Source organism: Geothrix limicola (genome assembly GCF_030268085.1).
GTDB lineage: Bacteria > Acidobacteriota > Holophagae > Holophagales > Holophagaceae > Geothrix > Geothrix limicola.
Genome location: NZ_BSDE01000004.1, coordinates 76,805 through 101,091 on the forward strand (window position 1 = coordinate 76,805; position 24,287 = coordinate 101,091).

Here is a 24,287-nt window from a genome sequence, read left to right on the forward strand (position 1 = left end):
CTACTCCGTGCTCGCTTCTTCCTCGCCCTTGAGCGCGGCATGCAGGGTGGCCCAGGGGAGGACGGCGCACTTCACGCGGCTGGGCAGGTCCTTGACGCCGCTGAAGAGGGTCAGCTTGCCGAGGAGGGGCGTTTGGGTGCCGGGCTCCAGCTCGCCGCGCACCATGCCGCGGAACTGCTCGGCCATGGCCTCGGCTTCGGCGACGGGCTTGCCCTTCACGGCGCCGGTCATGAGGCTGGCGCTGGCCACGTCGATGGCGCAGCCGCTGCCCGTGAACTTGATGTCCTGCACCAGGCCGTTCTCGATTACCAGGGTCAGGTCCAGCTGATCGCCGCAGAGCGGGTTGTGGCCTTCCGCGTGGTGCGTGCAGGCCTCCAGCTTCCCGAAATTCCGGGGCTTCTTGTTGTGCTCCAGGATCACCTGCTGGTACAGCTCGCGGGGGTCGCTCATGAGAACAGCTCGATGGCTTTCTGGACGGCGGATACGAGGACATCCACGTCTTCGCGGGTGTTGAAGTAGGCGAAGGAGGCGCGGGTGGTGGCGGGGACGTTGAAGCGGGTCATGACGGGCTGGGCGCAGTGGTGGCCGGCGCGGACGACGACGCCTTCGCCATCCAGCAGGCTGCCCATGTCGTGGGGGTGGATGCCCTCGACGACGAAGGAGATGACGCTGGCCTTCTCCTTGGCCTGGCCGAGGATGCGCAGGCCCGGAATGGCCGAGAGCCGTTCCGTCGCGTAGACCAACAGCTCATGCTCGTAGGCGGCAATGCGGTCGAGGCCCAGGCCCGTGAGGTAGTCGATGGCCACGCCGAGGCCGATGGCGGCGGCGATGGGCGGCGTGCCCGCCTCGAACTTGCCGGGGGCGGCCATGTACGTGGTCTTCTCCCAGCTGACGGAGCGGATCATGTTACCGCCGCCGTGCCAGGGAGGCATGGCCTCGAGGTGGGCCAACTTGCCGTAGAGCACGCCGATGCCCGTGGGGCCCGAGAGCTTGTGGCCGCTGAAGGCGTAGAAGTCCGCGTCCAGATCCTTCACGTCCACCTGCAGGTGGGGCACGGCCTGGGCGCCGTCCACCAGCACGGGCACGCCCTTGGCGTGGGCCCTGGCGATGATCTCCTTCACGGGGTTCACGGTGCCCAGCACGTTGCTGACGTGCACCACGCCGACGAGTTTCGTGCGCTCGGTGATGAGCTCGTCCAGGGATTCCAGGATGAGCTCGCCCGCATCGGTCATGGGGATGACCTTGATGGTGGCGCCCTTCTCCTGGGCCAGCATCTGCCAGGGCACGATGTTGGCGTGGTGCTCCATGGCCGAGAGCAGGATCTCGTCGCCCTCCTTCACCACCATGCGGCCGAAGGTCTGGGCCACGAGGTTGATGGCTTCGGTGGTGCCGCGGGTCCAGACGATCTCCTTGACCGATCCGGCGCCGATGAACTTGCGCACCTTTTCGCGGGCGGCCTCGTAGTGGTCCGTGGCCTCCTGGCTGAGGGTGCTCACGCCGCGATGGACGTTGGTGTGCTCTTCGCGCTCGTAGTGGGCCATGCGCTCGATGACCTGGACGGGCATCTGTCCGCTCACTGCGCTGTCGAGGTAGATCACGGGCTTGCCGTGCAGCACGCGCGACAGCAGGGGGAAGTCCTTGCGGATGGCGACGACATCGAGGGGTTGGATCAGGGTGCTCATGACAGATCCCCCAGCGAGCCGGCCTGGGTGCGGGCCATGACGAGCTGGCGCAGGGCCCGCCGCAGGCTGGCCACGGGCACGTGGGTGAGCACGTCTGCGGCGAAACCGTAGGTGAGCAGGTTGCGCGCGTCGTCGGCATTGAGGCCGCGGCTCTGCAGGTAGAACAGTTCTTCGGGGTCCAGCGCGCCCACGGTGGCGCCGTGGCTGCACTTCACGTCGTCGGCGTAGATCTCGAGCTGGGGCTTGGTGTCCACGCGGGCGGATTCGGAGAGCAGCAGGTTGCGGCTCTGCTGCTTGGCGTCCGTGCCCTGGGCGAGGGGCGCCACGCGGACCCGGCCGTTGAAGACCGCGCGGGCCTTCCCGTCGACGATGCACTTGTGCAGCTGGTGGCTGCTGGCGTTCGGTTCGGTGTGATGCATGAAGCTGTGGGTGTCGGCCACCTGCTGGCCTTCGAGAAGGGCCAGGCCGTCCAGGCTGGCCTCGGCGCCTTCGGCCAGGCGCACCCAGGGCTGCTGGCGCGAAAGCCTGGCGCCGAAGCTGAGGGTGCGGGAATGGTACTGGCCGCCCTTGGCGACCTCGGCCTTGAGGGTGCCCAGGTGGAAGGCCTCGGCGTCGTCGCGCTGCACGCGCTCGTGGCGCAGGATGGCGCCTTCGGCCACGTGGATCTCCACCACGGGGCAGGTGAGGTAGGTGCCGCTGCCGTGATGCTCTTCCACCAGCTCCAGTTCCGAACCGCGCTCCAGCACCACCAGCACCCGGGGGAAGACGGCGACGGGGGCGTTGGCCTGGGTGATGAAGAGCAGGTGGAGGGGCAGGGCCACCTTCATGTTTTTCGGCACGAGGATGACGGCGCCGTCCTGGAAGCGGGCGGTGTTCAGATCCTCGAAGAGGCCCGCCGATTTGCCGTTGGGCACGCTGCCGAGGGCGTGGCAGGCCTCGCTGGCGTGGGACATGGGGAAGAAGCGCACGCCGGCGGGCACGGCGGAAGCGCAGCTGGCGTGGGGCGCGTGATGCCCGTTCACGAAGACCTGGCGGGTGCCCACCATCTCGGGCAGCAGGTGGCCGCTGATGTCGACCGTGGCTTTCGGAGCCGGCGCGAAGGACAGCCCGGCCAGGGCCTTGAGGTCGGTGTATTTCCAATCCTCGTCCCGGGTCGTGGGCAGGTCGCGGCCAGCCAGGCGGGTTTCGGCAGCCTCGCGCAGCTCGCCCCACTCGGCAGGCCGCGGCCCGGCCAGCAGCTCGGCGACGAGGTTGGAGGTGGCGGCCAGGGTCATCGGGCGCCTCCCGCGGCGGCCTCTTCGAGCACCCAGTCGTAGCCGCGCTCTTCCAGTTCCACGGCCAGTTCCTTGCCGGAGCTCTTGAGGATGCGGCCGCCGGAAAGCACGTGCACGAACTGGGGCTGGATGGTCTCCAGGATGCGGGGGAAGTGGGTGATGATCAGCAGGGCGCGGTCGGCGCGCTGCAGCTTGTTCACGGCGTCGCCCAGGACGCGCAGGGCGTCGATGTCGAGGCCGCTGTCCAGCTCGTCGAGGATGGCGAGCTTGGGTTCGAGCACGGCCATCTGCAGGATCTCGTTGCGCTTCTTCTCGCCGCCGGAAAAGCCCTCGTTGAGGCTGCGGTCGAGGAACTCTTCGCGCATGGATACCAGCTTGATCTTCTCGCGGATGAAATCGTCGAATTCGAGCGGATCCAGTTCGTCGCGGCCCTCGGCCTCGGCCTTCTTGTTGTAGGCCAGGCGCAGGAAGGAGGCGTTGCTCACGCCCGGCACCTCGATGGGGTGCTGGAAGCCCATGAAGAGCCCGGCGCGGGCGCGGGCATCGGCGTCCATCTCGAAGAGGTTCTGGCCTTCGAACAGCACCTCGCCGCCGGTGACCTCGTAGGCCGGGTGGCCCGCCAACACCTTGCCCAGCGTGGACTTGCCCGAGCCGTTGGGGCCCATGATGGCGTGGATCTCCCCCGCCTTGATCTCCAGATCGATCCCCTTCAGCACCGGCGTGCCGTTGATCGAGGCGGTGAGGTTCTTGATCGAAAGCATTCAGGACTCCAAAAACAAAAGAACGACCGCGAATGACGCGAATTTTCGCGAATGGGTGGTGATGTTTTTATTCGCGCCCATTCGCGTCATTCGCGGTTCCATCCTTAGCCCACGCTCCCTTCGAGCTTGAGGGAGAGCAGCTTGGTGGCTTCGACGGCGAACTCCATGGGGAGCTCGCGGAAGACGTCCTTGCAGAAGCCGTTGATGATCATGCTGATGGCTTCCTCGGCGGGGATGCCGCGCTGCTGGAAGTAGAAGAGCTGCTCTTCGCCGATCTTGGAGGTGGTGGCCTCGTGCTCCACCTTGGCGCTGCGGTTCTGCACCTCGATATAAGGGAAGGTGCTGGCGCTGCAGCTTTGCCCGATGAGCATGGAATCGCACTGGCTGAAGTTGCGGGCGCCCTCGGCCTTGGGCTGTACCTTCACGAGGCCGCGGTAGCTGTTGGAACTGTCGCCGGCGCTGATGCCCTTGCTGATGATGGTGCTCTTCGTGTTGCGGCCGATGTGCACCATCTTGGTGCCCGTGTCCGCCTGCTGCTTGTGGTTGGTGAGGGCCACGCTGAAGAACTCGCCGATGCTGTCGTCGCCCAGCAGCACGCAGCTGGGGTACTTCCAGGTGATGGCGCTGCCGGTCTCCACCTGGGTCCAGCTGATGTGCGAGGACTTGCCCTTGCACAGGCCGCGCTTGGTCACGAAGTTGAAGATGCCGCCCACGCCGTTCTTGTCGCCGGCGTACCAGTTCTGCACGGTGCTGTACTTGATGAAGGCGTTGTCGAGGGCCACCAGTTCCACCACGGCCGCATGCAGCTGGTTGGTGTCGAACTGGGGGGCCGTGCAGCCTTCCAGGTAGCTCACGGTGGCGCCTTCCTCGGCCACGATGAGGGTGCGCTCGAACTGGCCCGACTCCTTGTTGTTGATGCGGAAGTAGGTGCTCAGGTCCATGGGGCAGGCGACGCCCTTGGGGATGAAGACGAAGCTGCCGTCCGTGAACACGGCGCTGTTCAGCGCGGCGTAGAAGTTGTCGGCGGAGGGCACCACGCTGCCCAGGTACTTCTTCACGAGCTCGGGATGTTCCTTCACGGCCTCGCTGAAGCTGCAGAAGATGATGCCGACTTCCTTCAGCTTCTCCTTGTAGGTCGTCGTCACGCTGACGGAGTCGAAGACCACATCCACAGCCACGCCCGCCAGGGCCGCCTGCTCGTTGATGGGCACGCCCAGCTTTTCGAAGGTGCGCCTCAGTTCGGGATCCACCTCGTCCATGGAGGCGTACTTGGGGGCTTTGGCCTTGGGCGCGCTGTAGTAGACGATCTTCTGGAAGTCGGGCTTGGGATAGTCGACCTTGGCCCAGTCCGGCTCGGCCATGGTCAGCCAGTGGCGGTAGGCCTTGAGGCGGAACTCCAGCAGCCAGTCAGGCTCGCCCTTCTTGGCCGAAATGAAGCGGATCACGTCCTCGTTCAGTCCGGGCGCGACGCTGTCCGCCTCGATATCCGTCACGAAGCCATACTTGTATTCCTGGCTGGTGACCACATTGAAGGTGGTGCTCATCCTGCCCCCCGAGCCTTCCATTCTGGAATCTCGACTAAAATTGTCAACTTAATAGGCTGTGCCCTCGGTCACGAGCCTGGGTCAGACCTGCCCGGCCTCGTCCAATTCCTTCAAAAGGCCGCGGATCTGAGTCTTGACGCCCTTGGCCTGGCCATCGTTGAGATCCCCCGCATCGGCCTCTAGGCCTTCCTTCAGCAGGAGTCGGGCCTGCTCCCGCTCGCCCAGGCCCGCCAGGGCGGCGCCGAGCTGGAAGTGGTTGATGAGGGTGGGTTCCTTTTCGATGAGGGGGTCCAGCAGGTCCAGCACTTCCTGGTGGTGCTTGAGGGCCAGCAGGTACTGGCCCAGCAGGGTGCGGGCGCGGGGCTCGAGGCCGGGCAGGGGGTGGGTGTGGAGGCGGCGCACCTCGATGAGGTCGTCTTCGGTGACCTGGCCGTTCATGAGGCGGTAGGCCAGGCGCATGAGGGCGGCCTCCCAGGCGCCGGTGCTCTTGGGATGGCGCCCCAGGTAGGCGTCCAGGGCGCGGGTGATCTCGGCCTCGCGCTTCTGTTCCATGAGGTGTTCGAGGACCAGGCGCAGGGCGAGGAAGCAGAGGCGGGGGTGGCGGTCCGAGCAGGCGAAGGCCAGTGCGGGCTTGAGCTGCTTCTCGGGATCCTTCAGGAAGGCCAGGCGGAGGTCGAGCCACTCGGAGCGCTGGCTCCGGCCCTTGCGGCGGACCCGCCTGAGCAGCACTTCGGCGCCCTCGGTCTGGTTCTCGTCGAGCAGGGTCTCGACCTCGTCCAGCATCAGCTGGGTGCCGGCCTTGCCGTCCCGGGCCTCGCGCAGCTGGGGATGATCCTCCGCGTCGAGCATGAGCAGCAGCTGGGGATCGCCGGGGTTCTGGGTGAGGAGTTCCTGCAGGATGGCGAAGGCCTTGGGGCGCTCTTCCTGGAGGAGATAGGCCTCGGCCAGGGCCTCGCGCACGTGCAGGTCCCCGGGCAGGTACGAGCTGGCCTCCTTGAGGGCGGGCACGGCCATGGCGCTTTCGCCGCGGGCCAGGTGGACCTGGCCCAGCAGCAGCAGGGTTTCGCCGTCCTTGCGCCGGGCCACCGCTTCCTGGGCGGCTTCCAGGGCGCCCTGCAGATCGTCCTGATCGAGCAGCAGTTCGGCCAGCATCATGCGCGGCTCGGGATCCTCGGGACGCAGGTCCGCGGCCTGGTGCAGGGCCTCGATGGCCTGGTCCGCGTGCTCGGGAAGCTCCTGCAGCAGCTTGCCCAGCAGCATCCAGGCCTCGAAGTGGCGGGGGCTGAGGCCCACCACCTTGCGCGCGAGGACTTCGGCCTCTTCGAAGTTCTGGGCGGCCTCGTGCAGCGAGGCGATGGTGAAGATGAGCTCGTAGTTCTTGGGGTCCAGGGGCAGGGCCTGGCCCAGGCGCTGGGCCGCGCCGGGCAGGTCGGCGGATTCCAACAGGGCGGTGGTTTCCAGCAGGGCCCGCTTGAGCTGGGCCATGGACTTGGGCCGGGCGATGGGGAGGATGCGGGCGCGGTAACGGGTGAAGAGCTCCCGCGCGCTGATGAGGTGAAGGTTCTCCTCCACCAGGCTCTCCCAGCGCTGGGAGAAGGCGTGGGCATCCAGCTGGCGGTTCTGCTCCATCTCCTGCACGAGCGCCATGAGGCCGTTGCGCAGCATCACCTCGCTGCGCTCCAGCTTGCCCAGCTGATCGGAGACGGTCTCCAGGTAGGTCTCCACCCGGCGCAGGGTCTCCTCGAGGCCCGTGATGCGCTCCAGCAGGTGCTCTTCGAGATCCTCACCGCCGTCGGATTCATCGGGTTCGTCCTCCCAGGTCTGGTCTCCGGCGAGGATGAGCAGGCGCGTGCCGCATTTGAGGCACGTCTCCCGTTCCCCCGGATTCCAGGAGAGGCAGTTCTGGCAATAGGAGCCGGGGAGATCGTTCGCCATGGCTCCAGGATAGAAGGGAACGGACCCGCCTTGTCCTTAGATCTTAGATATCGTCGGAGTTGGGCAGCTCCGCCTTGCGAGGAGCCCGCCAGAGTGAGGACTGGAGGAGCTGGCGCATGGGCGGGAATTCCTTGGGCAGGCGATCGAAGAGCTTCTCGAAAAGCTCTTCGTGGAGCAGCAGCTCCCGGCGCCACTCGTCGCGATCCACCGTCATGACAGCCTGGAATTCGGTGGAGCCGAAACCGGGGATGCCGCTGAGGTTGAGATCCTTCTCGAGGGGCACCCAGCCAAGGGGTCCCTCCACTGCGCCGACGCGGCTCTGCGTGCGCTCCACGACCCACTTCAGCACCCGCATGTTCTCGGAGTAGCCGGGCCAGAGGAACTTGCCGTTGGGTCCCTTGCGGAACCAGTTCACGCAGAAGATCTGGGGTGGGTGGGCGACTTCGCGTCCCATCTGCAGCCAGTGATTGAAGTAGTCGCCCATGTGGTAGCCGCAGAAGGGCAGCATGGCCATGGGATCGCGGCGCACTTCTCCGGTGGCGCCCACGGCGGCGGCGGTGGTTTCGCTGCCGATGGTTGAGGCCATGTAGACGCCGAAGGCCCAGTTCACGGGCTGGAAGACCAGGGGCACCGTGGTGGCGCGCCGTCCGCCGAAGAGCAGGGCGCTGATGGGCACGCCGGATGGATCTTCCCAGGCCGGGTCGATGCTGGGGCACTGGCTGGCGGGGGCCGTGAAGCGGGCATTGGGATGGGCCGCGGGCTTGCCGCTGGCCTTGTCGTGGGGCTGGCCCTGCCAGTTGATGAGGCCGTCGGGCACCTCATCGGTCATGCCTTCCCACCACACGTCGCCATCGGGCGTCAGCGCCACGTTGGTGAAGATGGTGTTCTTCTGGATGGTGAGCATGGCGTTGGGGTTGGACTTCATGCCCGTGCCAGGGGCCACGCCGAAGAAGCCGGCTTCGGGATTGATGGCGTACAGGCGCCCATCCTTGCCGGGCTTGATCCAGGCGATGTCGTCACCCACGGTGGTGATCTCGTAATCCTTGAGCGCTTCGGGCGTGCGCAGCATGGCGAAATTGGTCTTGCCGCAGGCGCTGGGGAAGGCTGCCGCCACATAGGTTTTCGGCATGTCAGGCCCCTGCACGCCGAGGATCAGCATGTGCTCGGCCAGCCAGCCCTCCTCTTTTGCCATGGCGCTGGCGATGCGCAGGGCGAAGCACTTCTTCCCCAACAAGGCATTGCCGCCGTAGCCGCTGCCGAAGCTCCAGATGCTGCGTTCCTCGGGGAAGTGGACGATGTACTTCTCCTTGTTGCAGGGCCAGGGCACGTCCTTTTGGCCTTGTGCGAGAGGCATGCCCACCGAGTGCAAGGCGGGCACGAAGTCGCCGTCACCCAGCACCTCCCAGACCTGCTTGCCCATGCGGGTCATGATCTTCATGTTCACGGCCACATAGGGCGAGTCGGAAAGCTCCACGCCGATCTGGGCGATGGGGCTGCCCAGAGGGCCCATGCTGAAGGGAATGACATAGAGGGTGCGTCCCTTCATGCAGCCATTGAAGAGGCCCTTGAGGTTGGCCTTCATCTGGGAAGGGTCCATCCAGTTGTTGTTGGGACCGGCGTCATCCTTGTGCTTCGAGCAGATGAAGGTGCGGTCCTCCACGCGGGCTACGTCGATGGGATCGCTCCAGGCCAGGTAGCTGTTGGGCCGCTTCTCGGGGTTCAGCTTCCGGAAGGTGCCGGCCTCCACCAGGCGGGCGCAGAGCAGGTCGTATTCGGCGTCGGATCCGTCGCACCAGTGGATGGCGTCGGGTCGGCAGAGGTCCACCACTTCTTCCAACCAACCGAGGAATTTCGGGTTGGTGACGCAGGTGGGCGGGTGGAGAAGGGTCGTAGCCATGAGGGCCCCCGTAGGAAACGGTCCGGCTCATGTTAATCCTGAGTGGCCTGGGAATGTGAACAAAGATGATGCGATGGTTGTTTTTGAATGAAGGCGGGAAGCCGGCGTTGAAAGAAGATTCCCCTCGAAGGTCTTCCTGAAGGTTTTATCCTGTGGGCGTCGAGGGGCACGTATGAGCGACGGCCAGGAAAACAAGGACAAGCGGCAGGAAGCCATGGAATGGGTGAGCAAGGCCTACCAGCTCCACATGAAGGGCGAGGTGGAGAAGGCCATCGGCCTCTACACCAAGTCCATCGAGATCTATCCGACGGCGGAGGCCTACACCTTCCGCGGCTGGGCCCGCTCCTTCGAAAAGGATTACGCGTCGGCCATCGAAGACTGCCACCGCGCCATCGACCTGGACCCCGAGTTCGGAAACCCCTACAACGACATCGGCGCCTACTACGTGGAGCAGGACGAGCCCGACGACGCCATCCCCTGGCTGCGCATGGCCCTGAAGGCCCAGCGCTACGAAAGCTACTGCTTCCCCCATTTCAACCTGGGCAGGGTCTACGAAGCCAAGGGTCAGCTGGACAAGGCCCTGGAGCACTTCCGCCACGCGCTGGAGGAGAACCCCCGCTACGCCCTGGCCGCCAAGGCCGTGGAGCGCGTGAAGGGCAAGCTGGCGGCTCACAATCCGGAAGCCGCGCGCTAGAACCCGCCGGATCGGGTGGGGCGGATTTGCGCCGAGTTGGGGCGCTCTCTGGGAGCTAGTGCCGGCCTCCCTTCAACTCCATCCCCTTCATCTTCTTCCCGGCTCCCGCGTGGGGCCGCTGGGCCTGATGCGTGATCAGGTCGAGGATGGTGTTCATCGTCGCCTCGTCCTCGTCGAAGCCGCCGTGCGTGGTGCTGGTGGATTCGGGGCCGGGGGCCGTCGTCACGCTGAAGGTGCCGGGGCTGAATTCCGGCTGGAGGAGGTTGAAGTCGGTCTCCAGGCCAAGGATCGAGGCCTTCCGCTGTCCTTCGAAGGCGCGCGAGACCAGGTAGAGCAGGGACCGGCTGTAGCCGAGCAGCGCCTTGCAGGTGCTGTCCTGGCTTTCCGTGCGCTCGCTCAGATGGAACTGATGGTAGTGGCCCACCTTCCGGGAGTTGATGTGGGGCAGGAGGCTGTCCTTGAATAGTTGCGTGGTGGCGGCGGGGGCCATGAAGGCGACGGTTCCGAACTGCCAGCCGTTCTTGGCCATCCGGTTGGCGAGGTGGCAGTGGACGATGGCGCCGGCGGAGTGGCCGATCAGGTGCAGGCGCACCTTGTCCCGCCCCATGCCGGCGGACTGCTCGAAGATCTTGTAGAGCAGGGCGGCGCCACTGTTCGCGGAATCGCTGATGGCCTGCGCGTTCTGCTTCATCTCGGACCAGAGGAGGGAGCCGGGTCCCGAGAAGAAGCGCTCCAGCCGCTCGTTCCAGAAGCGCTGCATGTCGTCCTTGAAGGATCCCGTGGGCATGGGCTGGCCTCTCCACAGGTCCTCCAGCCGGTTCTTCAGCGTGGACAGCCAGTCCGTTTCCCACATGAAGAAGATGGGGAAGATCTTCCGACTGTAGAGGGCGGGGATCCAGCGGGCCGCGGTCGTGGCCGCGGCGTCCTCGCCGGTGAGCCCCCCGTGGGCGTAGAGGGCGATGTCGATGGGCTCGTCCTCGTCCAGTTTCCATCGCTTGCGTGCCTCGGGGATATGGATTCCCACGAGGGCCTCGAGATCCTCGACGGTGGTCATGAAGTCGCCGCTGTGGCTGAGGCGGCCGTTGTTCTCCATATCGATGAGGAAGGGATCGATCTCCCGGTTGCGCAGGCGCTCGTCGGCGGAGAGCCGGGTGCGGGTCGCCGTGCCCCTGAGGGTGGAGGCCTCCCGGACATCCGCATGCTGCTGGGTGACGACGCCGAGCTGGGCGACCCAGCAGTCCATGGCGTTGTCGAGCCAGTCTTCGTAGCTGAGGAGGGCGAGCCCGTGGGAGCCCCAGTCATCCCCCCAGGAGTTCTGGATGACGAAGCCCTCGGAGGTGTAGCCCAGGATGGCGAAGGCGTGTCCATCGGGGGTGGACGCGGTGGGATAGGCGATGCGCTTCAGGCCAAGGGCCGGATCTGAGCCCGTGGGATGCTCCCATCCGCCGTGGACGTGCGCACTGGCGTACAGGACCTTCGCCTCGTTCAAGGCGATCTGCATGTCGGTGATCGAACGGGTGTCGAGCCGGTAATAGGCCCCCATGGGCCGATGCGCAGCCTCCCGCCGCCAGTCCTTGGCCGGATCGGCCTCCGGGATGGGGATGAGGTCCGTCCGTTTGGTCCTCCAGAGGGAATCCTTGCAGACCCCGTGCTTGTACCAGCCCTTCAGGGCACCTCGCAGGCTGGATCCGCTGTCCTCGGTGCTGCCCGGGAATTCGTCGTAGCGGCGAGCCATCGCGTAGAGCATGAGGGGAGAGGCGGGCTTCAGCGTCGGGGACCCGTGGAGCAGCTGGTTGATGACGGTGGCCAGGGCGTAGCCCGTGCAGGCCTGCGTCTGATTCTGGTTCAACACGGGGAGGTCCTTGCCCGGAGGCAGAACGGCGCCGGGGAGGATCCCCACGGGAGGCTGGTACAGGCGGTCGCGCAGATCGAGGCGATCGGGGACGACGTTGCAGATTCGGGAGACTTGGGCCATGTTGCGCTCCTGCAAAAAGGACCCTCGGGCGGGTCCGGGGGAAGGGTAGGCCGAAGGCCAGCTGCGCCGTTTCGAGTGGCTTCAACGGCTCTGCTTCTCGCAGCAGACGCAGCGCTGCCTGAAAATGACCACTTGATAAAAAATGGGCCATTCCAAGTCTTCGTCAATGATTTTTGCTGCCGGTGCCGGCCCCGATCACCCGAGAGAAGGCCCTATCGCAGGGCGTGGGCCAGGGCCGTTGCGCTAGGGCGTGGCGCCATTCCCCGAGACGGTGTTGTTGGAGATCGTCAGGTTGGTGCAGGTGACGGGGTAGATTCCGTGACCCGTGTTGCCCGTCACGGTGTTGGTCTGGATGAGATCTCCGTCGCAGAGGTAGACCATCAGCCCGTCCCCCTGGTTGGTCTTGAGCGTGTTGCCGGTGACGGTGAAGGCGTCGGCGTGTTCGCGCAGCAGGAAGCCGAAGCCCACGTTGCCCAGGCTGGTGTTGTTGGTGACCTTGTGTCCGCTGCAGTTGGAGGCCTCGAGTCCGCCGCGGGGCGAGGCGCTGAGCGTGTTCACGCCGTTGCCGCTGAAGGTGTTGCCATCGATGGTCACGTTGGTGGCGAAAGCCAGGCCCGTGTTGGCGATGGGCACGCCGTCCTCCAGGCCATAGCCGGCATTGTTCGCGAAGGTGCAGCCCGTGATCAGCAGGTTGTTCACGGTCTCGCCGGGATTGGGCTCGATGTCGAGGCCATCCTCGGGCAGGGTGCCCGCGGTGTTCTTGAAGGTGGAATCGCGCACCACCATGCCGTCCACGCTGGTGATGGAGAGCCCCTGGCGCCGGTTGTGGTCGGCGGTGACGCCGCAGAAGGTGAGGCTTGAGGAGGCGGAAACGTAGAAGCCGTCGCCCCAGCATTCCCGTGACGTGAGCCCCTGCACGACGACGTTCTGCGCGTGGCTGAGAGAAAGACCGTGGCCCCATTCGCCCGTGGTGCCGGTGTGGAGGGCGCGGTCCCCCTCGATGGCGCCGCCCATGACGGAGACATGATTCGCGTTGGCGATGAGCACCACGGCGTAGTTCGCGGCGCTGTTGGGAAGGGCCTTCAGCACGGCGCCCGAAGCGAGGGAGAGCGTCAGGTTGCTCTTCAGCAGAAGCCCGTAGCCGCCGCTGCCCACGGCGTTGATGCGGTAGGTGCCGTCCGGAATGCTGACGGTGCCCCCGGTGCCCGCCACGGCGTCCACGGCCTTCTGGATGGCGGCGGTGTCGTCGGTGCTGCCGTCGCCCTTCGCGCCGTAGGCGGCGTCGCGCACGTTCACGACGAGGCTGGAGGTGGGCGCCGGAATGCAGGATGCAGAGGGTGGCTGAGGCGGCGGTTGGGGCGTGGATTGGGAAGTTCCACCGCCTCCGCCGCAGGCCCCGAGGCCCAGGAGTGTGAACCCGAGCAGGGCGCCGGGGAGCATTCGGAGGGGCTTGGAAAGGGGCATGCGAAGCATGATGGAGGAACTCCCCTGGAAGCTCAAACCTGTGCGCTGCAAGCCCGCAGAAGGAACGGAACCTTGGCAGGATTGGGGTTGGGCCTTGCCGCCATCACTCGATTCACAAGTCGTTTGATTGAATCAGATCGAATACCGTGACGTCCGTTGATCTTTTGTTGACTCATGGGTTGTTTTTCGTTGAGGATGGGGGCGCCGAGAGCCGGCACGCGTTTTTCCGGACGCCTCGCGCACGTTCAGCTGAATAGGTTTCCACGTTCTTGATGCGGGACCAGGTCGCGCACGAACAAGGCCGGCCGCTCCCGCCCCTTCAGAAGCGAGGGTGCATGAACACCTGCGGCGCATGTTCCTGCGGTACGGCGAGCAGCGAGGGCGACCTGCTCGTCCGGTTGGATGAAACCATCGGGGCCTACCAGACGGTCCCCGGGGGCCTGATCCCGGTGCTCCAGATCGCCCAGGGCATCTACGGCCACCTGCCCGAAACCGCCCTCCAGCGCATCTGCGCGGGCATGGGCAAGTCGTATAGCGAAGTGGCCGGGGTCGTGAGCTTCTACAGCTTCTTCTCCACCCAGCCCCGCGGCCGCCACACCATCCGCGTCTGCCTGGGCACGGCCTGCTACGTCCGCGGCGGCAACCGCGTACTGGCGGGCTTCAAGCAGGCCCTGGGCATCGAGGTGGGCCAGACGACGCCCAATCTCCAGTTCACGCTCGAGGTGGCGCGCTGTCTCGGCGCCTGCGGCATCGCGCCGGCCTGCCTGGTGGACAGCACCGTCCACCAGAGCATCAAGCCCACCCAGATCGCTTCGATCCTCCAGTCCTACGAATGAGCCCGGAGCCTGCCATGACGCGGATCCAAGCCCTTCACCTGTGTTCCGGCGCCGGCTGCGTGGCCGCGGGCTCCGTCCCGCTGGCCGTGGCCCTGCGCGACGCCCTGAATCGGCGTGGCCGTGAGGACGTCCGACTCGTGGAAACCGGTTGCCTCGGCCCCTGCGCGGGTGGCCCGGTGCTGCTTTGCGAGCCCGAAGGCATCCTCTACCAGAAGGTCGCCCTGACGGATGTGGACGAGATCGTCGAAGCCACCGTGGAACGCGGCGAGGTCATCGAGCGCCTGGTCTGCCACAAGGCCGACACCAACGCGCCCCTGGCGCGCGTGCAGGACAATCCCTTCTTCCAGCGCCAGGTGAAGATCGCCCTGCGCAACTGCGGCGTGATCGATCCTGCGAGCATCGACGACGCCATCGCCCACCAGGCCTACGAGGCGCTGAAGAAGGTGCTGCGCGGCATGTCCAGCGAGGAGGTCATCGCCGAGATCAAGGCCTCGGGCCTGCGCGGCCGAGGCGGCGCGGGCTTCCTCACGGGCCTCAAGTGGGAGCTGTGCCGGCGTTCCAAGGGCGCGGTGAAGTACGTGCTGTGCAACGGCGACGAGGGCGATCCCGGCGCCTTCATGGACCGCAGCCTGCTGGAGGGCGATCCCCACAGCGTCATCGAGGCCATGGCCATCGCGGGCTACGCCATCGGGGCGGGCCAAGGTTACGCTTACGTCCGGGCCGAGTACCCACTTGCGGTGGAGCGGCTGGAGCACGCCATCCGGCAGGCGCGGGAGCGGGGCTTCCTGGGCACGAACATCTTCGGCAGCGGCTTCTCCTTCGATCTGGAGATCCGCATGGGCTCGGGCGCCTTCGTCTGCGGCGAGGAGACGGCCCTGATGACCTCCATCGAAGGCAAGCGCGGCGAGCCACGCCCGCGGCCGCCCTTCCCGGCTCAGGCGGGACTCTGGGGCAAGCCCAGCATGCTGAACAACGTGGAGACCTACGCCAATATCCCCGCCATCATCCTGCGCGGAGCAGCCTGGTACGCGGGTTTCGGCACGCCGAAATCGAAAGGCACGAAGGTCTTTGCCCTCGCGGGCACGGTGCGCAACACGGGCCTGGTGGAGATCCCCATCGGCACGCCCCTGGGCGACATCATCTACGAGCTGGGTGGCGGCATCCCCAACGGCAAGAAGTTCAAGGCCGCGCAGCTGGGCGGCCCCTCGGGCGGCTGCATCCCCGTGCAGCACCTGAACGTGCCCGTGGACTACGAGGCCCTGCAGGACCTGGGCGCCATCATGGGATCCGGCGGCCTCATCGTCATGGACGAAGACACCTGCATGGTGGACATGGCGCGCTTCTTCCTCGACTTCGTGCAGGACGAATCCTGCGGCAAGTGCCCGCCCTGCCGCATCGGCACGCGGCGCATGCTGGAGATCGTCGACCGCATCTGCGCGGGCAAGGGCGAAGAAGGCGACATCGAACGCCTGGAGGAGCTGGGGCGCATCATCCGCGAGACATCCCTCTGCGGCCTCGGACAGACGGCACCCAACCCGGTGCTCTCCACCCTCCGCCACTTCCGCGCCGAGTACGAGGCCCACATCCGCGAGAAGCGCTGCCCCGCGGGCGTGTGTCCCGAGCTCGTGCGGGCGCCCTGCCAGAGCGCCTGCCCGGCCAACGTGGACGTTCCGGGATTCATCGCCCTGGTGGGCCAGGGCCGCATCGCCGAGGCCCTGCGCCTGCACCGGGAGCGCAACCCCTTCGCGGCGGTCTGCGCGCGGGTCTGCTTCCACACCTGCGAGGACAAGTGCCGGCGCGGCATGGTCGACGAGGCCATCTCCATCCGCGGCATCAAGCGCTTCATGGTCGACGAGGAGGCCACCATGCAGCACCCGGAGGTGCGCCTCAGCGAGACCAATGCGAAGCGGAAGGTCGCCATCATCGGGGCGGGGCCCGCGGGACTTTCCTGCGCCTACTTCCTGGCGCGCCTGGGCTACAAGCCCCACGTCTTCGAGGCGGAATCCCGGCCCGGCGGCATGCCGGTTCAGACCATTCCGGCCTACCGTCTGCCGCGGGAAATCCTCTCCCAGGAAGTGCGCATGATCGAGCGGCTGGGCGTGCGCATCGAGACCGAGCGCCGCCTGGGCGTGGATTTCAGCCTCCAGGATCTGCGGGACAAGGGCTTCGAGGCGGTCTTCCTCGGCGTGGGCGCGCCCCTGGGCCAGCACCTGGGCATCCCCGGCGAGGAATCCGTGGGCGTGGATGATGCGATCCGCTTCCTGCGGGAGTACAACATCCGCGGCTCCGTGCCCGTGGGCCAGCAGGTGGTCGTCATCGGCGGCGGCAACGCGGCCATCGACACGGCCCGCACGGCCATCCGCCTGGGCGCGGAATCCGTGACCGTGCTCTACCGCCGCACGCGGGAGGAGATGCCGGCCTATGCGGAGGAAATCGAAGAGGCCGAGCACGAGGGCGTGCATATCCGCGTGCTCACGGCGCCGCTGGAGATCCTCTCCTGGGAGGGCCTCGTGACCGGCGTATCCTGCCAGGCCATGACCCTGGCGGAATTCGACCGCAGCGGCCGCCGCCGCCCTGTCCCCGGGAGCGATGCGCCCTTCGTGATCAAGGCCGACCAGGTGATCACGGCCATCGGCCAGCGGCTGGAGCCTTCGCGCGTTCTTGGCGATCTGAAGGTGGGGCTCACCAAGGAGGGGTTCATCGCCGCCGATCCCTACACGGGGCGGACCTCGCTGGACTGGCTCTACAGCGGCGGGGACGCCGTGTCGGGACCTTCTTCGGTGGTGGAAGCCGTGGCCGGAGGCGAGCGGGCCGCCGTGGCCATCGACGCCCAGTTCACCGGGGCCGAGCACGCCTTCTGGCAGAAGGAGAAGGTCTGCACCGTGCCCTTCGATCCCGAGGCCGAAACCCCGCGCTACCCGCGCGCCCACATGGAGCTGCTGCCCGTGGAGCGCCGCCGGGAGAACTTCGCCGAAGTGGAACAGTCCTGGACCGAGCAGGTGGCCGTCTGCGAATCCAAGCGCTGCCTGAGGTGCGACTACCGGGATTCGGAGGCGTGATGCGGTCCTTCCAGTTTGCACGTTCGTCCTCATCCCAAGCCAGGGGGCTTCGATGATCAAGCTCACCATCGACCACAGCGAAGTCGTGGTGCCCGAGGGCACCACGGTGCTCAACGCGGCGCGCCAGGCGGGCATCCGCATCCCGTCGCTCTGCTACCTCGAAGGCGTCCATGTGGTGGGCGGCTGCCGCGTCTGCCTGGTGGAAGTGGAGGGGGCGAAGGCCCTGCAGGCCTCCTGCTCCATGCCGGCTTCCGAGGGGCTGAAGATCCGCACGAACACGCCCAAGGTGCGGGCCGCGCGGCGCACGGTGATGGAACTCCTGCTGTCGGACCATGAAGGCGACTGCCAGACCTGCACCCGCTCCCACGACTGCGAATTCCTCGCCGTCGCCCATGATCTGGACATCCGCGACCTGCACTTCACGGGCGCGAAACACCACCAGCTCACGGACGAGAGCACACCGGCCCTCGTCCGCGATTCGGCCAAGTGCATCATGTGCCGCCGCTGCATCACCGTTTGCAGCGACATCCAGGCCACCGGCGCGCTGTGGGCCCAGGACCGCGGCTTCGAATGCGTGGCGGCGCCTGCCTTCGGGCAGAACCTGGATCGCGTGGCCTGCGTGCAGTGCGGGCAGTGCGCGGCAGTCTGTCCCACGGCGGCCATCACCGAGCGCGATCACATCGAGCGGGTCTGGGCGGCCCTCGCCGATCCGCACAAGCATGTCGTCGTGCAGACGGCCCCGGCCATCCGCGCGGGCCTGGGCGAATGCTTCGGCCTGCCGCCGGGCAGCCTCGTCACGGGCCGCATGACGGCCGCGCTGCGCCGCCTGGGTTTCGACGGCGTGTTCGATACGAACTTCACGGCGGACCTGACCATCCTGGAGGAGGGCACGGAGCTGCTCACGCGGCTCAAAGCGGCCCTCGTGGATCAGAAGCCCGTGGCGATCCCCCAGTTCACGAGCTGCTGCCCGGGCTGGATCAAGTTCGCGGAGTACTTCCACCCGGACCTGCTGCCGAACCTGTCCACCGCCAAGTCGCCCCAGCAGATGTTCGGCGCCCTGGCCAAGACCTACTACGCGAAGACCATCAACCGCCGCCCCGAGGACATCTACGTGGTGTCGGTGATGCCCTGCACAGCCAAGAAGTTCGAGGCGCAGCGTCCCGAGATGAACGCCAGCGGCTTCCAGGATGTGGACGCTGTGCTCACCACCCGCGAGCTGGGCCGCATGATCACCCAGTCGGGTCTGGACTTCACGGCCCTGCCCGACGAGGCCATGGATCAGCCCATGGGCATGAGCTCCGGCGCGGCGGACATCTTCGCCAACACCGGCGGCGTGATGGAGGCGGCCCTCCGCACGGTCTGGTGCCTGGTCACGGGCACGGCCTTCCCCTTCGAGAAGCTGCACGTGGCGCCCATCGAGGGCCTGGAGGGCGTGAAGGAGATCTCCATCACCATCCCCAGCACGGTGCCCGAATGGGACTTCCTGAAGGGCCAGACGCTGAAAGTGGCCGTGGCTCATGGCCTGGCCAACGCCGACCGGCTCATCGAGCAGGTGAAGGCGGGCCAGAAAGCCTACCACTTCATCGAGGTGATGTCCTGTCCCGGCGGCTGCATCGGCGGTGGGGGCCAGCCGCGTTTTACGACCAACGACGTGCGCCGCGACCGCATGAAGGCCATCTTCGCCGAGGACGAAGGCAAGCAGGTCCGCATGTCCCATGAGAACCCGGCCATGGCGACCCTCTACCGCGATTTCCTGGGCGCGCCGCTCAGCGAAACCTCCCACCACCTGCTGCATACGCACTACCAGCGGCGGGAGATCCATCACTGAGAGGCGGTCCGAAATGGCCCCGGGGCTCCCCCCCGGTTCAGAATCTGTGCTGAACTGGAGGGGAGGTCCGCCATGACGTTCACCATCGCCCACAGCCCGGATTCCGACGACGCCTACATGATGGCCCCCCTGGCCCTGGGCTGGATGGACTCCGATCCAGACAGGGCGGCCTTCGACATTCAGTTCATCCGCAAGGACATCGAACAGCTCAATGCCGAGGCCACCGAAAGCCGCTACGACGTCACGGCCATCAGCTTCGGCGCCTACCCCGAGCTGAAGGACCGCTACGACCTGCTGACCGCCGGGTCCAGCATCCAGGAGGGCACGGGCCCCCTGGTGGTGAGCCGCACGCCCATGGCGCCCGCGGATCTGAAGGGCGTGACCATCGCCATCCCGGGTCGCCGCACGAGCGCCTACCTGTCCATGCGGAAGTGGTGCGCCGAGCACGGCTTCGAGGCTTCCGTCGAGTTGCTGCCCTTCGATCAGATCCTGCCGGCGGTGGTGGAAGGCCGCTTCCAGGCGGGCCTGCTCATCCATGAAAGCCAGCTCATGTACCACGACGCGGGGCTGCGCCTCGTGGCGGATCTGGGTGCCTGGTGGAAGCACGCCTACGACCTGCCCCTGCCCATGGGCGGCAACGCCATCCGCAAGGATCTGCCCGCGGACGTGAAGGCGCGCTTCGCCGTGCTGATGCGCAAGAGCGTGGAGATGGCCCGGGCTCGTCACTGGGAGAGCGTGGACTACAGCCAGTCCTTCGGGCGCGGCATGGATCGGGAGATGATCGGCCGCTACGTGAACGCCTGGGTGAACGATTTCACCGTGGACCCCGGTCCCCGGGGCCGGGAGGCCGTGACGAAGCTGCTGGGCCTCGAGCCCGTGTGGATCCAGGGCTAGGATCTAGCGCTGCCCCGGGAATGGGCGTAGCTTGGGATCCCTCCCAGGATTTCCATGCCCAGGCACCGCATCAGCAGCTCGGTGGACGCGTCTCCAGAGACGGTCTGGGCCGTGCTGCTGGACAAGATGGAGCATCCCCAGCGCTACCTTGAGGACGCGCTGGACGCGGAGATCCTCGTGCGGGGCCGGGAGAGCGTGATCCGCCAGCTGGTGCTGCCCAGGGGCGTGTCGTTCCGGGAGCGCATCTCGCCGGATCCGGCGGCGCGCACGGTGACCTTCACCCTGCTGGATCATCCGGCCTACGAAGGTACCGTCGTCAACCGGCTGCTGGAGACGTCGGGTGGCGTGGAGCTGGCCTTCGAGCTGGACTGGAAGCCGCGCCCGGGCTGCGCGGAGGAGGATCCCGATGAGACGCTGGCGCTCATCGACAGCTCCCTGACGCACACCAAGCGCATCGCCGAGGCCCTGCAAAAGGACATCCTGGGGGCCGTGGAGACCTGAGGCCGGGATGGCCGCAGGTTTCTGGGCCAGCGCCACGCAACCCGATTGAACCTTGGCCGGGCCTTCCGGGTCTCTTGACCAAGGAGTCACCGACCTTGCAACCGAGTCCGCCTGAGGATCTCCTGGGATTCGCTGGGCCGCCCCATCCGCGGGGCCATCTCGTGGATCTGAAAGGTCTGGATCCGACGGCTCTGGAGCCGCTGTGGGCCGAGGAGGCGAGCCTCCATTGGGAGGCCCTGCGTTGGCAGGTGTCCAAACCGGAACCCGGGTCCCAAGGCATCGCCTGGGTTCACGGGGATCGCGTACAGGGGTACCGACCGTGGCCACGGACTGCCGGGCCACGCACCTGATGGTCCATCTGGACAACGCCAAGGCCCGGGCCCTGTATCAGAGCCTGGGAGGCCGGGAGACGCACCGGTTCCCCTCCCTGCGGCTGAGGCGACCGGGGCCGCTGCGGGCTTGACGGCGTCTCGCGCCGAGCTTCACTCCCGCCCGGCTTCGAGTCGGAGGCTCAGGCGGCGCTTGTGGCCCTCGCGCTGGATGTCCAGTTCCACGCTGCTGCCCAGGGGCAGGGCCTCGACGGCATCCAGCAGGCCGTCCCAGTCCTCGATGGCGCGGCCGTTCAGGCCCTGAATGAGGTCGCCGGGCAGCACCCGCCGACCCTCGGCGCTCACGCCCTGGAGGCCGGCCCGGGCCGCGGCGCCGCCGCGGATCACCTTGCCCACCATCACGCCCTTCTGGGGGCCGAAGGCGCGCTCGACGAGGCGCGGTTCCACGGGTTCGAAGCCGAGATCGGGCCGCTCCAGGCGGCCCCGCGCGATGAGCTGCGGCACGACGCGGTTTACGGTGTCCACGGGGATGGCGAAGCCGATGCCCGCGCTGGCGCCGCTGGGGCTCTGGATGGCGGTGTTCACGCCGATGAGGCGTCCCGCGCTATCCAGCAGCGGTCCGCCGCTGTTGCCGGGATTGATGGCCGCATCGGTCTGGATGACGCCCGCGATGCGCCGCCGGGTCACGCTCTGGATCTCGCGGCCCAGGGCCGAGACGACGCCGGTGGTGAGGGTCTGGTCCAGGCCGAAGGGGTTGCCGATGGCCAGCACGGTCTGGCCCACCTGCAGGTCCGCGCTGGTGCCGAGGGGGATGGGCCGAAGTTTGGGCGGTGTCTTCGCCATCTGGAGCACGGCCAGGTCCTTGTCCTGGGCGCCGCCCACGTAGGCGGCCTCGTGGCGGCTGCCGTCGGCCAGGGTGATGTAGGCCCGCACGGCGCCTTGGATGACGTGGAAGTTCGTCACCACCCGGCCTTCCGCGTCCCAGATGAAGCCCGTGCCGGAGCCCGCGGGCACCTCGACCACGTCGAGGCCGAAGAGGTCGCGGCTGCGCTCCTCCGTCGTGGTGATGTAGACCACGCTGGGCGCGGCTTCCTTGAAGCGCCGGATGGGCACCTGCTCCCATTCGGGCAGGGGGCCCCGGGGCTCCACGGCCCGCGGGCGCGCCAGGTTCGGCGTGACGGCGTGGCCGCACCAGCCCGCGATGATGCCCGCGGCGACGAGTCCTAGAATGAGCAGGGGCTTGCGCATGGAGGTTCCTCGGAGGGCGAGTGTACCTCCGGTTGGCCGCTTCGGGCAGAGGTGTCCCTCGACTCGGATCGTTCTAGAGCTTGAAGCGCTCCACCACCGCGCGCAGGCCTTCGGCGACGCGGGCGAGCTCGTCGGAGGTCTTGGAGATCTCCTGCACCGTGGAGGCCAGTTCGTGGGTGGCGGAGGCGTTCTGGGCGAGGCGGCCGGTGGTCTGATTCATCATCGACGCCACCGTCTGTCCAGTGGCGGCCTGGCCGCGGGACAGCCCCCCGATCTCCTGGATGCTCTGGGCCACGCCGCCAATGCGGTCGCGGATGGCGCTGAGGCTGGCGAGGGTCGTGTCGACGCTGGTCACGCCGCCGGAGACGACCTCCTGGGTGCGCAAGATGAGCCCCTCGATTTCGCGGGCGGCCAGGGCCGAACGCTCGGCCAGCTTCCGCACTTCCTCGGCCACCACGGCGAAGCCCTTGCCCTGCTGTCCGGCCTTGGCGGCTTCGATGGCCGCATTGAGGGAAAGCAGGTTGGTCTGCCGGGCGATCTCCTGGATGACGGTCACGGCCTGGACGATCTGGCCCGTCACCTCCTGGATGTCCGACATGCCCTGGGCGGTGCCCTGGCCGGCTTCGGCGCTGCGGTCCGTTTCCTGGACGGCTTCGCGGCTGCGGGATTCCGCCTCGTGAGTGCGGCTGGCCACCAGGGTGGCATCGCCGCTGAGGGCCTGCAGGGCCTCCGACACCCGCTCGCCGCCGCTCTTCAGATCCTCGCTGACCTGGGCGATCTCGGCGACGGCCTTGGCCATCTCGTCGGCGGAGGCGGCCAGTTCGATGCTGCCCGAGGCCACGCGGGCTGCGAATTCGGAGACATCCTGGACGATCCGCCGCATGCCGCCGTTGTAGTCGTTGAAGGCGAGGGCCGCCTGGCCGACCTCGTCCTTGACGTCGACGCGGATCTGCTTGGAGAGGTCGCTGGTGCGGAGTCCCTCCACCAGGTGGTGCAGGGGGCGGGCCATCCGGCGCGACAGGCTTCGGGCCAGGACATAGACCAGACCGGAGATGAGGAGCATTCCGGCGAACATCACCGCGGCGATGTTGCGGACTTCGCGATCCACGTCGTCCACGTAGACGCCCGTGCCCACGGTCCAGCCCCAGGGCGCGAAGGTGCGCACGTAGCTCACCTTGGGGTAGAGGCCCGGCTGGCCGGGCTTGGAAAACTCGTAGGCGTGGATGCTGCCTTCCGGCGGCCGGGCCGCGCGTTCGAGGTCGCGGAACAGCTTGACGAGCGCCGGATCGCCGAGTTCGTCCGTGAGCTTGCCATTCCATTCCGGGCGGATGGGGTGGGCCACGATGCGGGGGCCGGCCTCCTGGATCCACAGGTAGTTCGTCTTGTCGTAGCGAAGACTGGCGATGACTTCCTTGGCGCGGGCCTGGGTCATGTCGAGGGGCTGGTGGCCTGCCTGGACCTTGGCCTGCTGCGCCTCGAGCATGGTCACCGCCAGGTCCACCACCTGCCTGACGCCGTCCTGCTTGGCCTTCATGACGGTGGCGTGGAGGGTCGGCAGCACGTAGGCCGCGAAAAACAGCAGGAAAAGGCCGACTGGCAGCAGGCTGAGGGCCAGAACCTTGCTCGAAAGGGAACGGAACTGGAACCGGGTGCGCATGGTGTCCCCCTTTTTCAGGCTTTTCGGCTGAATGATTCCTGGCGTTGACCTTTGGTAGGGTTCGAAATTCTGAATTTACATCAAATAACAAGGTGGGTTGACATGTGACTAGTTCTGACTAAGGTTTTATTCGGATTTTGATTCATGCCTGTTTTGAAGGAGAACGGGCGCTTCATCGAAATCCCATTTTCATGGAGGACATCATGAGCATCCTTCGCACCCGCAACCCCCAGGCCATGCCGGCCACGGCCGCGACCCTGGAGCCCTTCCGTCTCATGCGCGACTTCCTGCGCTGGGATCCGCTTCAGGACTACGACATCAGCCCCTCGCTCGCCTTCATGCCGAGCTTTGACGTGAAAGAAAGTCCCGATGCCTATCAGTTCAAGACCGATCTGCCGGGCATCGTGGAATCCGATCTCGAGATCAGTCTCGAAGGCAACCGCCTGACCGTGGCGGGCAAGCGGGACGAAGAGACTGTCAAGGACGGCGAGCGGATCCACCTCTGCGAGCGCAGCCACGGGCGCTTCAGCCGCACCTTCACCCTGCCCGAGGACGTGGAGGGCGAGAAGGTGGTGGCTGAATTCCGCAACGGCGTGCTGACCCTGATGGTTCCCAAGCGCCCCGAGGTGAGGCCGCGCAAGATCAACGTGGCCATCGGCTGATGCTGTCCGGGGGTTCCGCGCTTATGCGCACACCCCCGGATCGGCGC

General features: G+C 66.9%; 19 protein-coding genes. 8 read left to right on the forward strand and 11 right to left on the reverse strand.

Annotation, left to right across the window (positions count from 1 at the left end):
- From sufU to QSJ34_RS11565, 7 genes are all read right to left on the reverse strand, one after another.
- Entirely contained in the window at positions 1–450 is a 450-nt protein-coding gene (gene sufU, locus QSJ34_RS11535) for a Fe-S cluster assembly sulfur transfer protein SufU (protein WP_285575322.1), read from the reverse strand.
- The gene (locus tag QSJ34_RS11540) at positions 447–1,682 is read right to left on the reverse strand and encodes a cysteine desulfurase (protein WP_285575324.1); all 1,236 of its coding nucleotides are present in this window, start codon (positions 1,680–1,682) and stop codon (positions 447–449) included. The genes sufU and QSJ34_RS11540 overlap by 4 nt, the downstream gene beginning before the upstream one ends.
- Positions 1,679–2,956, reverse strand: coding sequence for a Fe-S cluster assembly protein SufD (gene sufD / locus QSJ34_RS11545; RefSeq protein ID WP_285575326.1), 1,278 nt, complete (start codon positions 2,954–2,956; stop codon positions 1,679–1,681). Before sufD ends, QSJ34_RS11540 begins: the two co-directional genes overlap by 4 nt.
- A complete protein-coding gene (gene sufC / locus QSJ34_RS11550; RefSeq protein WP_285575328.1) occupies positions 2,953–3,717 on the reverse strand; it encodes a Fe-S cluster assembly ATPase SufC in 765 nt (254 codons plus the stop codon). The genes sufD and sufC overlap by 4 nt, the downstream gene beginning before the upstream one ends.
- Positions 3,718–3,821: 104 nt before the next feature.
- Positions 3,822–5,261 (reverse strand): Fe-S cluster assembly protein SufB, encoded by a 1,440-nt coding sequence (gene sufB, locus QSJ34_RS11555; protein WP_285575330.1) that lies wholly within the window; start codon positions 5,259–5,261, stop codon positions 3,822–3,824.
- A gap of 81 nt (positions 5,262–5,342) precedes the next feature.
- Positions 5,343–7,196 (reverse strand): tetratricopeptide repeat protein, encoded by a 1,854-nt coding sequence (locus QSJ34_RS11560; RefSeq protein WP_285575332.1) that lies wholly within the window; start codon positions 7,194–7,196, stop codon positions 5,343–5,345.
- Between the two features lie 43 nt (positions 7,197–7,239).
- On the reverse strand, positions 7,240–9,093 hold the full coding sequence (locus tag QSJ34_RS11565) for a phosphoenolpyruvate carboxykinase (GTP) (RefSeq protein WP_285575334.1): 1,854 nt from the start codon (positions 9,091–9,093) through the stop codon (positions 7,240–7,242).
- 172 nt (positions 9,094–9,265) lie between these two features.
- Between QSJ34_RS11565 and QSJ34_RS11570 the strand changes: the two genes are divergently transcribed.
- Positions 9,266–9,787 carry a tetratricopeptide repeat protein gene (locus tag QSJ34_RS11570; protein ID WP_285575336.1) on the forward strand — a complete coding sequence of 174 codons (522 nt, stop codon included), beginning with the start codon at positions 9,266–9,268 and terminating at the stop codon, positions 9,785–9,787.
- 55 nt (positions 9,788–9,842) lie between these two features.
- Here QSJ34_RS11570 and QSJ34_RS11575 read toward each other — a convergent pair whose 3' ends face one another.
- Together QSJ34_RS11575 and QSJ34_RS11580 are read right to left on the reverse strand one after the other, a co-directional pair.
- The gene (locus QSJ34_RS11575; RefSeq protein WP_285575339.1) at positions 9,843–11,762 is read right to left on the reverse strand and encodes a C1 family peptidase; all 1,920 of its coding nucleotides are present in this window, start codon (positions 11,760–11,762) and stop codon (positions 9,843–9,845) included.
- A 243-nt stretch (positions 11,763–12,005) separates the two neighbouring features.
- Positions 12,006–13,235 (reverse strand): right-handed parallel beta-helix repeat-containing protein, encoded by a 1,230-nt coding sequence (locus QSJ34_RS11580; protein ID WP_285575341.1) that lies wholly within the window; start codon positions 13,233–13,235, stop codon positions 12,006–12,008.
- 326 nt (positions 13,236–13,561) lie between these two features.
- Here QSJ34_RS11580 and QSJ34_RS11585 point away from each other — a divergent pair, with 326 nt between their 5' ends.
- The 6 genes from QSJ34_RS11585 to QSJ34_RS11610 all read left to right on the forward strand — a co-directional run bounded on the left by QSJ34_RS11585 (position 13,562) and on the right by QSJ34_RS11610 (position 20,807).
- Positions 13,562–14,062 (forward strand): NADH-quinone oxidoreductase subunit NuoE family protein, encoded by a 501-nt coding sequence (locus tag QSJ34_RS11585; RefSeq protein ID WP_285575343.1) that lies wholly within the window; start codon positions 13,562–13,564, stop codon positions 14,060–14,062.
- A gap of 14 nt (positions 14,063–14,076) precedes the next feature.
- Positions 14,077–17,121, forward strand: coding sequence for an NADH-ubiquinone oxidoreductase-F iron-sulfur binding region domain-containing protein (locus QSJ34_RS11590; protein ID WP_285575345.1), 3,045 nt, complete (start codon positions 14,077–14,079; stop codon positions 17,119–17,121).
- 52 nt (positions 17,122–17,173) lie between these two features.
- Positions 17,174–18,949, forward strand: coding sequence for an NADH-dependent [FeFe] hydrogenase, group A6 (locus QSJ34_RS11595; RefSeq protein ID WP_285575347.1), 1,776 nt, complete (start codon positions 17,174–17,176; stop codon positions 18,947–18,949).
- Positions 18,950–19,021: 72 nt separating this feature from the next.
- Complete coding sequence (locus tag QSJ34_RS11600) at positions 19,022–19,843, forward strand: MqnA/MqnD/SBP family protein (RefSeq protein WP_285575349.1); 822 nt, start codon at positions 19,022–19,024, stop codon at positions 19,841–19,843.
- A 54-nt stretch (positions 19,844–19,897) separates the two neighbouring features.
- Positions 19,898–20,344 (forward strand): SRPBCC family protein, encoded by a 447-nt coding sequence (locus QSJ34_RS11605; RefSeq protein WP_285575353.1) that lies wholly within the window; start codon positions 19,898–19,900, stop codon positions 20,342–20,344.
- 319 nt (positions 20,345–20,663) lie between these two features.
- Positions 20,664–20,807, forward strand: a complete 144-nt coding sequence (locus tag QSJ34_RS11610; protein ID WP_285575355.1) for a GNAT family N-acetyltransferase — start codon at positions 20,664–20,666, stop codon at positions 20,805–20,807.
- A gap of 19 nt (positions 20,808–20,826) precedes the next feature.
- Here the strand turns inward: QSJ34_RS11610 and QSJ34_RS11615 are convergent, their stop codons facing one another.
- The gene (locus QSJ34_RS11615) at positions 20,827–21,921 is read right to left on the reverse strand and encodes a S1C family serine protease (RefSeq protein ID WP_285575357.1); all 1,095 of its coding nucleotides are present in this window, start codon (positions 21,919–21,921) and stop codon (positions 20,827–20,829) included.
- A gap of 73 nt (positions 21,922–21,994) precedes the next feature.
- Positions 21,995–23,578: a methyl-accepting chemotaxis protein gene (locus QSJ34_RS11620; RefSeq protein WP_285575359.1), complete on the reverse strand. Its 1,584-nt coding sequence runs from the start codon at positions 23,576–23,578 to the stop codon at positions 21,995–21,997.
- Positions 23,579–23,781: 203 nt separating this feature from the next.
- Here QSJ34_RS11620 and QSJ34_RS11625 point away from each other — a divergent pair, with 203 nt between their 5' ends.
- Positions 23,782–24,240: an Hsp20/alpha crystallin family protein gene (locus tag QSJ34_RS11625; protein ID WP_285575361.1), complete on the forward strand. Its 459-nt coding sequence runs from the start codon at positions 23,782–23,784 to the stop codon at positions 24,238–24,240.
- The last annotated feature ends 47 nt before the right edge of the window (positions 24,241–24,287 follow it).